Source organism: Microcystis sp. M079S1 (assembly GCF_020246425.1).
GTDB lineage: Bacteria > Cyanobacteriota > Cyanobacteriia > Cyanobacteriales > Microcystaceae > Microcystis > Microcystis aeruginosa.
The window spans coordinates 1-7,028 of the sequence record NZ_JADBSZ010000288.1; the positions used below are offsets into that span (position 1 = coordinate 1).

Genomic DNA, 7,028 nt, shown 5'->3' on the forward strand with positions numbered 1-7,028 from the left:
AGTAAATATAGCCTGTTAAAAAATGAAGAAGATTTAACGGAACCCCAAAAAATTAAACTAGAAGCTATCAAAGAAAATTTTCCAAATTTGAAAAAGATGCAGGAATTAAAGGAAGAATTCAGAAAGATTTATGAAACCTCAAAGAATCCGACAGAGGGACTGCTATCCATCTCGGAATGGTTGGCAAAATCCTCCAGTGTTTTTACCAAGAGTTGTCAAACAATCCGAAACTGGTTTGGAGAAATCATTTTTTGGCAATGGCAGCCCTGGCCGCCAGCTTGGTTTACGGCTATCGGTTGCTCTCTCCCTGGTTGGCTGGCTACTTGCATCTGACGGGTTCAGAATTGAAGTTGGTTGCCCACCTGCACTGGGCTTTGGGCAGTTGCCTGTTACTAGGGGCTTTATTCTATCCCGTTGCAGTCAATCAACTGTTGGGATTGGCAACCGGTATCTTTTTGACTCGTTATGCTATCTGGCAAGGGCGCAACCATCCTGACCAGGCGATCGCTGAAATCTGGGTCTATCTGGGTATTCTAGAAGCCACTGGGATTGGGGTTTATGCTGCCAATACTATTCCTCCGATGGAATTCTTCTCTCAATACCTAGTTTCTTGGTTGGGAGTAATCGCCTCTGGGGTGGCTGTTTTCACCTATCTGCTCCCTTGGCGGCTTTGGGGCTGGCCGCCTCGTCCTTGGCAATTCCTCGCTCTTGTTCTTCCAGGACTCGCCCTTGGGGGCAGTTTAGACAAGCTCAATCCCCTAAGTTTGCTGGTGGTGGCTGGATTCTATGCTTGGCTGGCTTGGCTGCGGCAGCAACCCCGGTGGCGCTATCTTACCCTACTGTTAGTGAATTGGGCGATCGCCCGTTGGCTGGCGGATTTCTCTCTGGCAACTCCCTTCGCCTACAGCAGTCTTGTCGGACTGTCTCTCCTCTGTCTTGTCTGGATAGAACCTACCTGTCAGGGGAGGCAAGGCAAATCCTTGCGCCACCTGCTCCGCCTCTTGGGAACAGGCATTATTGCTAGTGCGGCTCTCTGGTTTCATCATCAGACGGGAATCCTGCCTGGTATTCTCAGTTTAGTGGCAATTTTTGCCGGATTAGCCTTACGAATTCGCGCCTTCCTCTATCTTGGCACTTTTACTTTTGTGGCTAATGCTTTCTATCAGTTGGTAATTTTGATTGTCCTTTATCCCCTGCTTAAATGGATTATCGGATTGCTGGTGGGGGTTAGCTTGCTCTCAATTGCTGGCAATTTTGAAACTCGCCGTACTCAATTAACTAGCTTGCTGCAAAATTGGCTCAGAGACTTACAGGAGTGGGAGTAATGCTTGATCCTTTGATAATGTCCTCTATGTAGGGCTGGCTCAATAATGGTAAAACCCTTTTAAAATAAGGCTTTTGACCTGCTAAAATCCGATGTTAGTGCTGCGAAAATAGGATTAAGACCTTCAAAAACCTTGCATTATCCTTCTTTGAGTACACAAACTGGTACAAAAAAAAGAGGACAACAAAGCCTGAAACGACCGACGACCGGCTACTGACGACCGACTCCTAACCGCACCAACAAACTTTTTCAGCAAACCCTATATAGTTGCATGATCTAGCTTTTTTAGGGCGCTGAGAGCATGGAGACGGACGATTGCTTCCCCATCGGCTGCTAAAGTCAGCAAAATACTTTTATTGTCCCGATCTAATTCTCCTAAAGCGATCGCTAGAGACTGTTTAACTGCCGTATGAGCGAGGATCGCGGGATGGGAGTGATAAAAATTACTGAGAATTGCCCCTGCTTGTCGGCGGAATTTCTGGGGGGTTTGCCGGCCAAGAATAGCGATAATTTCACGACAAATTAGGACATTTTCGCTATATAAAGCCTTTTCTAGGTAATTTAAAGCTTCTCCGTCCTCGATCCAGCCCAAGGCTCGTACTACAGTTAATTTTAAACTATCGGGAGTTAAGGAAGATTGCAGCAGTGGATTTAAAGCTTTGGCTGAGGTTGCTGTGCCGATACGACCGAGAGCGATCGCCGTTTCCTGACAGATATCGAGGTGGATATCGAATAACAGCGGTTGCAGATGGTTAACTAAATCTGCTTGGGGATAATTTGACCCTAGGTAACTACTAGCTTTAATTGCTTCCCGTCGCACCTCGATGGCCGGATCCTGTAAAGCATCGAGGATAATCGCAGTAATCTGGGGATGGTGAAAACTGCTTAAAGCTTCCATCGCCATGGACCGAATGGCGCTAGATTCATCCTTAACTACGGTTAAAAGCGGTTCGACAATTTCTGGCCGGCGAATTTGTGATAAAGCTTGTACGGCTAAAAAACGGGTATCAGAGTCGGACAGTAATTGTCCTAAACTAGAGATGGCAGAACTGCCGATATTAGCTAAAGCAGCCGCAGCCATTTGGCTGATTTCCTCCTCCTCCGATTTTTGCAATAATTGACTGAGAGCGAGAATACAGGCTCGATCGTCAAATTGACTGAGAATTCTCGCCAGAAACCAGCGCATTTCCCCATCTTGTTCCTCGGATTCTAACAGGGCAATTAAAGGAGCGATCGCCGATTGACCGATTTGAGGAAATAGTTTCGCTATCTCCCATCGCTGTTGAAAATCACATTTTTGTAAAGCTTCTAGGGCTAAATCGAGGATTTTATCGTTAATAATCGGTTCAATAGCATCTTTTTGGTTTAAAAGTCGCTGTATGCTGGCGTTTACTGTCTCCCAGTCCTTTTTATTCAACGCTATCTGAGCTTTTTCTAGCAGAGCTTGCATCGTGAGAAATGGCCTCGATTTTCGTGCTACCTATCCCAAGAATGTCAGACTTTCTCGCTTTTGTCCTCTCTTCTATGCAAGAAACCGATAATAAATCTCAAAATTGTGCATCAGACTTCAGTTTATCCTTAATTCTCTCGGGATAACCGAACAGAAAAGTATATGCTAGGCTACATTTAATCTAACCAAACCAAGAGAGCCGAGTTTTTTGTTGGAAGTGAAACTGCCTCATCCTGAAAGTACCATCATAGATGATCACAAACTAACTGGTTATTCCCTAAATCTAAATCATGCCGATGGACGGCATAAAGCCCGTGTTTTTAAATCGGCCTTAAACTTAGATATTGATGACGTTCAATTTCTTAAAAACGCACTCTTAGAAGCCGTTAAAACCTATGATGCTATTCCCGATAAAATCAATCAATATGGCCAAAAGTATATTATTGACTTGCCCCTGAATCATCAAAACAAAACGGCTATTATTCACAGTGTTTGGATAATCAGAAACGAGGAAAATTTTCCCCGTTTAGTTACTTGTTATGTACTTTAAGGAGATAATGAAATGAAACTCTTAGATGTGGTTGCTTTATTAGAAGACTTACCCCAATTGGGATTATATCGCGGGCAAGTGGGAACAATTGTAGAAGTCTATGAGCCAAATGTTTTTGAAGTTGAATTTAGCGATACTTCTGGCCTTGCTTATGCTATCGAAATCTTACAAGAAAATCAATTAATGTTATTACATCATTCTCCCTTAGAATCCCAAAAATTAACCGCTAAGTAGCGTTTGCTGTTGACTATCTAAATCACTCGTTAAGACTGTCTATGAGAGGGGAAAAGGGAGCTTTTTTTCAGTGTTGCCAAAGGCACGGCGTAGCCGTCCAGTAAACAGTAATCGGTGAACTGAAAACTCACATCTGATAACTGATAACTGATCACTGATCACTGACTTGTGAGGGCGCATCAGCGATCGCACAGTAGGGACGACTATAACAAAGGGGTATTTCCAGGTCGTGTTCTTCCAAAAATTCCCGATTACTTAAAATCTTAGCGGTTTCTCCCTCTCCCACCACCTGACCACGACTTAAAACCACCGTGCGATCGCATAGTTCTAAAGCCAGATCGAGATCATGGGTGGCGATCACTTGGGTTTGGGGTAAAGTGGCTAACAGTTGTATTAATTGCCGACGGGATCGGGGATCCAGTTGGGCGCTAGGTTCATCAAAAACTAAGACCTGCGGCAACATGGCTAAAACCCCCGCAATCGCCACGCGTTTTTTTTCACCCCCCGATAGATTCTGACTGTTTCTCTTACCGTAATGCTTGGAATCCAATCCCACCGCGTGTAAAGCATGATGACAGCGATGGTTTAAATCCTCTCCCCGAATTCCCTGATTCATCGGGCCAAAAGTCACATCTTCCCAGACAGTGGGCATAAATAGCTGATCGTCGGGGTTTTGGAAGACTAAACCGACAAAATTGCGGATATTTTCTAAATTCTCCGGTTTAACTTGGTAGGGACCGACGGTGATTTTACCCGTTTGCGGCGGGAGAATACCGTTAAAATGCAATAATAAGGTGGATTTTCCCGATCCATTGGCCCCGACTAAAGCCACCTTTTCCGTAGCTTCAATGGCTAAATTAATACCCTTTAACGCTTCTGTACCGTCAGGATAGGTATAAACTAGGTTTTCAATAAAAATCGGGTTGTGGTGCATGAAAAACGAGACTTTTACCTGAGTAGATGTACCATTTGACCCCAGAGGATCAGAATTACTATGCAAATTATAGCGAGATAATCTTTCAGCTTGCTTTGGGGAACCTGTACAGAGGGCAAGGAACCGGTGTAACCCCTCGATAACATGGCTTGATAAATGCGATCGCCACGTTCGTAGGTACGGATAAATAAAGCGCCGATTATATGTCCCACTAGCAACCGTTGCCATCGGGGACTACTCATTAAATTGCGCGCAATTGCTGCCCTTCGCATGGAATTAAATTCAGCGATCAAAACAGCTAGATAACGGTACATAGAAGCCAAAATTGCCACCAATAAAGGGGGAGTTTTTAGGGTAACTAATGCTTGCAACAGGTCAGGAATCGCTGTCGTTAAAACCAGAATATTGACCGTACAAAGACAGAGAAAAGCTTTTAGGGCGACACTGCCTAAAACCAGCAATCCCCCGCTAGTTACCCGCAAAAATCCCCAAGACCAAAGAATTTCGCCGCCATCGCGAAAAAGAGTTCCCAATAAAACCACACCGATAAAGACAAATTCGATCGCTACTCTTTGTACAAGTACGCGCATAGTCACCCGACTGATCAGAATTAAAATAATTAATCCTAATCCGTAAATCGCCCAAGTTTCCCAGCTACCATTCGGGGTTAAGGCTGTGGCAAAAACTAACAAAAGAGTAACTAAAACCCGGGTATGGGGCGCAAGTCTCTGCCAAAAAACGAAATTTTGGCGCTCATTTTTGCAAGAAAAAGTAGCAATGTGTAGCATTTATTCAGTTATCAGTTATCAGTTATCAGTTATCAGTTATTAGTTATCAGTTATCAGTTATCAGTTAGAAAGGGTATTTAGGGATTTAGGGATTTAGGGATTTAGGGATTTAGGGAAATTTCAGCTAAATGCCCCACGTCCCCACGTCCCCACGTCCCACTCCTCGACTCCCATCTCCTTACTCCTGATTTTGGGATTTTGGAATGACTAATTTACCGATACCCCAAGCGATGCCGAAAGTGGCAAGAGTTCCCAGAAAACCGGCGAGGGGAGTGGCGACACCTTCGGGAACACCTTTGAGGGCATAACCATCAAAAATTCGGGCGAAAGGTAATTGATTACCGAGGGCGTTAGGGTCTTCTTTTTGGCTAAATTGCAAGTCTTCCGCCACTCGATCGAGTCCGTCGGGATCGGGACTGGCAAAGGGAGAAAGAAAAACGGCGACAATTAGGGAGCATACCAGACCAATCAGAAAAAATTGGCTATTTCTGCGAATATTCATCGAATTAATTGCTTTATTGACGAGAAGCGTAGGAAGGCGGAACAGAGGTATTAACGGAATGGGGCGGATCGTAGAGGAGATCGGGACGGGTTCGCCAGATATAACCGACAGCGAAAACGGTAATCACCGCTTCCCCGATACCGATGAGGATATGCCAAGATAACATGGCAAAAAGGGCGAATAAAGGCGGTACAGTCCCCGATAAAGCCAATTGCAGGGCGCAAGCCAACGCCGCCACCACCACACTTGTCCAAGCAGCCATGGCAACAGCGATCGCCATACTGCGCCAACTATTAAAACCGAGGGCTTTCCTAATCCCCAGATAGAGATAATAACCGCCAAACGTCCCGATCAGACCCATATTGACGATATTTGCCCCTAAAACCGTTAAACCGCCATCTTGAAAAAATAAAGCTTGAACAATAAAAACCACCGCCATCACCAGAGAACCCGCCCAGGGACCGAGTAAAACCCCCGCGAGAGTCCCCCCTAACAAATGTCCGGAGGTTCCCCCCGGAATGGGGAAATTAATCATCTGGGCGGCAAAAATAAAGGCGGCACAAACTCCCATCAAAGGTACAGCCCGTTCAGCGTAGTGACCGCGCACTTTTTTGAGAGAAAAGCCAATCAGGACGACGGCAATTATCCAAGTAAATAGACTCACCGATGGACTCAAAAAGCCGTCGGGAATATGGAGGGCGAGATAAGGGGTAAGGAGAGGGTGAAACAAACCAACTCCCAGAAAATTAACAGACATTAAAACTCAGTCTCCTTGGCAATTTGGGTTAAAGATTTGAATAGAATTGTTTCGCTGGTATGGAAAAGCCCTATCTTCTAGTAGATAACTAACCGCTTCATTCTACAATGCTCTCTCTGGGGATTTAAACCCTTTAGCTTCTTAAGAATTTCTGTTATTTTGCCAGCCGTCAGGGTTTAGCTATCAGCAAAAATCTGATTATTCTCAAGCAGTCAAGTTATTTAAATTATTATTAATTTTTCGAGTTTTTTTCAGTTTTTATGCTAGGCCTTAACCAGTTATCAGTTATCAGTTATCAGTTATCAGTTATCAGTTAGAAGAGGCTGGTGACTACTAAGGGACTTGCGTGGGAATAATATCCCGGCCAGAAAATCGCTCTGTAGAAGAATCAGACCAGCCAGATGGCACATTATCAAAGCGCAAGTCCCTTAGCTGCGGGGGAACTCGAAGGCTCTCCCCCTACTTAGGGTGATCAGCAAACCTGAGCGA

The 7,028-nt window shown here is 44.7% G+C and carries 8 protein-coding genes and 1 pseudogene; 4 read left to right on the top strand and 5 right to left on the bottom strand.

The window, feature by feature from the left end:
- Positions 1–249, top strand: a pseudogene (locus tag IM456_RS18690) (transposase); the annotation flags it as partial.
- Positions 250–257: 8 nt separating this feature from the next.
- A complete protein-coding gene (locus tag IM456_RS18695; protein ID WP_253881381.1) occupies positions 258–1,325 on the top strand; it encodes a hypothetical protein in 1,068 nt (355 codons plus the stop codon).
- A gap of 258 nt (positions 1,326–1,583) precedes the next feature.
- On the opposite strand, the gene IM456_RS18700 is transcribed toward IM456_RS18695, so the two are convergent.
- A complete protein-coding gene (locus IM456_RS18700; RefSeq protein ID WP_287691666.1) occupies positions 1,584–2,774 on the bottom strand; it encodes a HEAT repeat domain-containing protein in 1,191 nt (396 codons plus the stop codon).
- Positions 2,775–2,991: 217 nt separating this feature from the next.
- Here IM456_RS18700 and IM456_RS18705 point away from each other — a divergent pair, with 217 nt between their 5' ends.
- Both IM456_RS18705 and IM456_RS18710 read left to right on the top strand, forming a co-directional pair.
- Entirely contained in the window at positions 2,992–3,324 is a 333-nt protein-coding gene (locus tag IM456_RS18705) for a DUF6883 domain-containing protein (RefSeq protein WP_149987960.1), read from the top strand.
- Between the two features lie 12 nt (positions 3,325–3,336).
- Complete coding sequence (locus IM456_RS18710) at positions 3,337–3,558, top strand: DUF4926 domain-containing protein (RefSeq protein ID WP_002761801.1); 222 nt, start codon at positions 3,337–3,339, stop codon at positions 3,556–3,558.
- A 151-nt stretch (positions 3,559–3,709) separates the two neighbouring features.
- Here IM456_RS18710 and IM456_RS18715 read toward each other — a convergent pair whose 3' ends face one another.
- The 4 genes from IM456_RS18715 to IM456_RS18730 all read right to left on the bottom strand — a co-directional run bounded on the left by IM456_RS18715 (position 3,710) and on the right by IM456_RS18730 (position 6,539).
- Entirely contained in the window at positions 3,710–4,492 is a 783-nt protein-coding gene (locus tag IM456_RS18715; RefSeq protein WP_149987954.1) for an energy-coupling factor ABC transporter ATP-binding protein, read from the bottom strand.
- Positions 4,493–4,506: 14 nt separating this feature from the next.
- Positions 4,507–5,280, bottom strand: coding sequence for a cobalt ECF transporter T component CbiQ (cbiQ, locus tag IM456_RS18720; protein ID WP_287691668.1), 774 nt, complete (start codon positions 5,278–5,280; stop codon positions 4,507–4,509).
- Positions 5,281–5,458: 178 nt separating this feature from the next.
- Positions 5,459–5,782 carry a PDGLE domain-containing protein gene (locus tag IM456_RS18725; RefSeq protein WP_002799903.1) on the bottom strand — a complete coding sequence of 108 codons (324 nt, stop codon included), beginning with the start codon at positions 5,780–5,782 and terminating at the stop codon, positions 5,459–5,461.
- Positions 5,783–5,795: 13 nt separating this feature from the next.
- Entirely contained in the window at positions 5,796–6,539 is a 744-nt protein-coding gene (locus IM456_RS18730; protein WP_149987956.1) for an energy-coupling factor ABC transporter permease, read from the bottom strand.
- Between the last annotated feature and the right edge of the window lie 489 nt (positions 6,540–7,028).

Bases quoted from the DNA above. Each gene is read 5' to 3' on its own strand.
- IM456_RS18695 (WP_253881381.1), top strand. From the start codon at position 258: ATGGCAGCCCTGGCCGCCAGCTTGGTTTACGGCTATCGGTTGCTCTCT.
- IM456_RS18700 (WP_287691666.1), bottom strand. From the start codon at position 2,774: ATGCAAGCTCTGCTAGAAAAAGCTCAGATAGCGTTGAATAAAAAGGAC.
- IM456_RS18710 (WP_002761801.1), top strand. From the start codon at position 3,337: ATGAAACTCTTAGATGTGGTTGCTTTATTAGAAGACTTACCCCAATTG.
- IM456_RS18715 (WP_149987954.1), bottom strand. From the start codon at position 4,492: ATGCACCACAACCCGATTTTTATTGAAAACCTAGTTTATACCTATCCT.
- cbiQ (WP_287691668.1), bottom strand. From the start codon at position 5,280: ATGCTACACATTGCTACTTTTTCTTGCAAAAATGAGCGCCAAAATTTC.
- IM456_RS18725 (WP_002799903.1), bottom strand. From the start codon at position 5,782: ATGAATATTCGCAGAAATAGCCAATTTTTTCTGATTGGTCTGGTATGC.
- IM456_RS18730 (WP_149987956.1), bottom strand. From the start codon at position 6,539: ATGTCTGTTAATTTTCTGGGAGTTGGTTTGTTTCACCCTCTCCTTACC.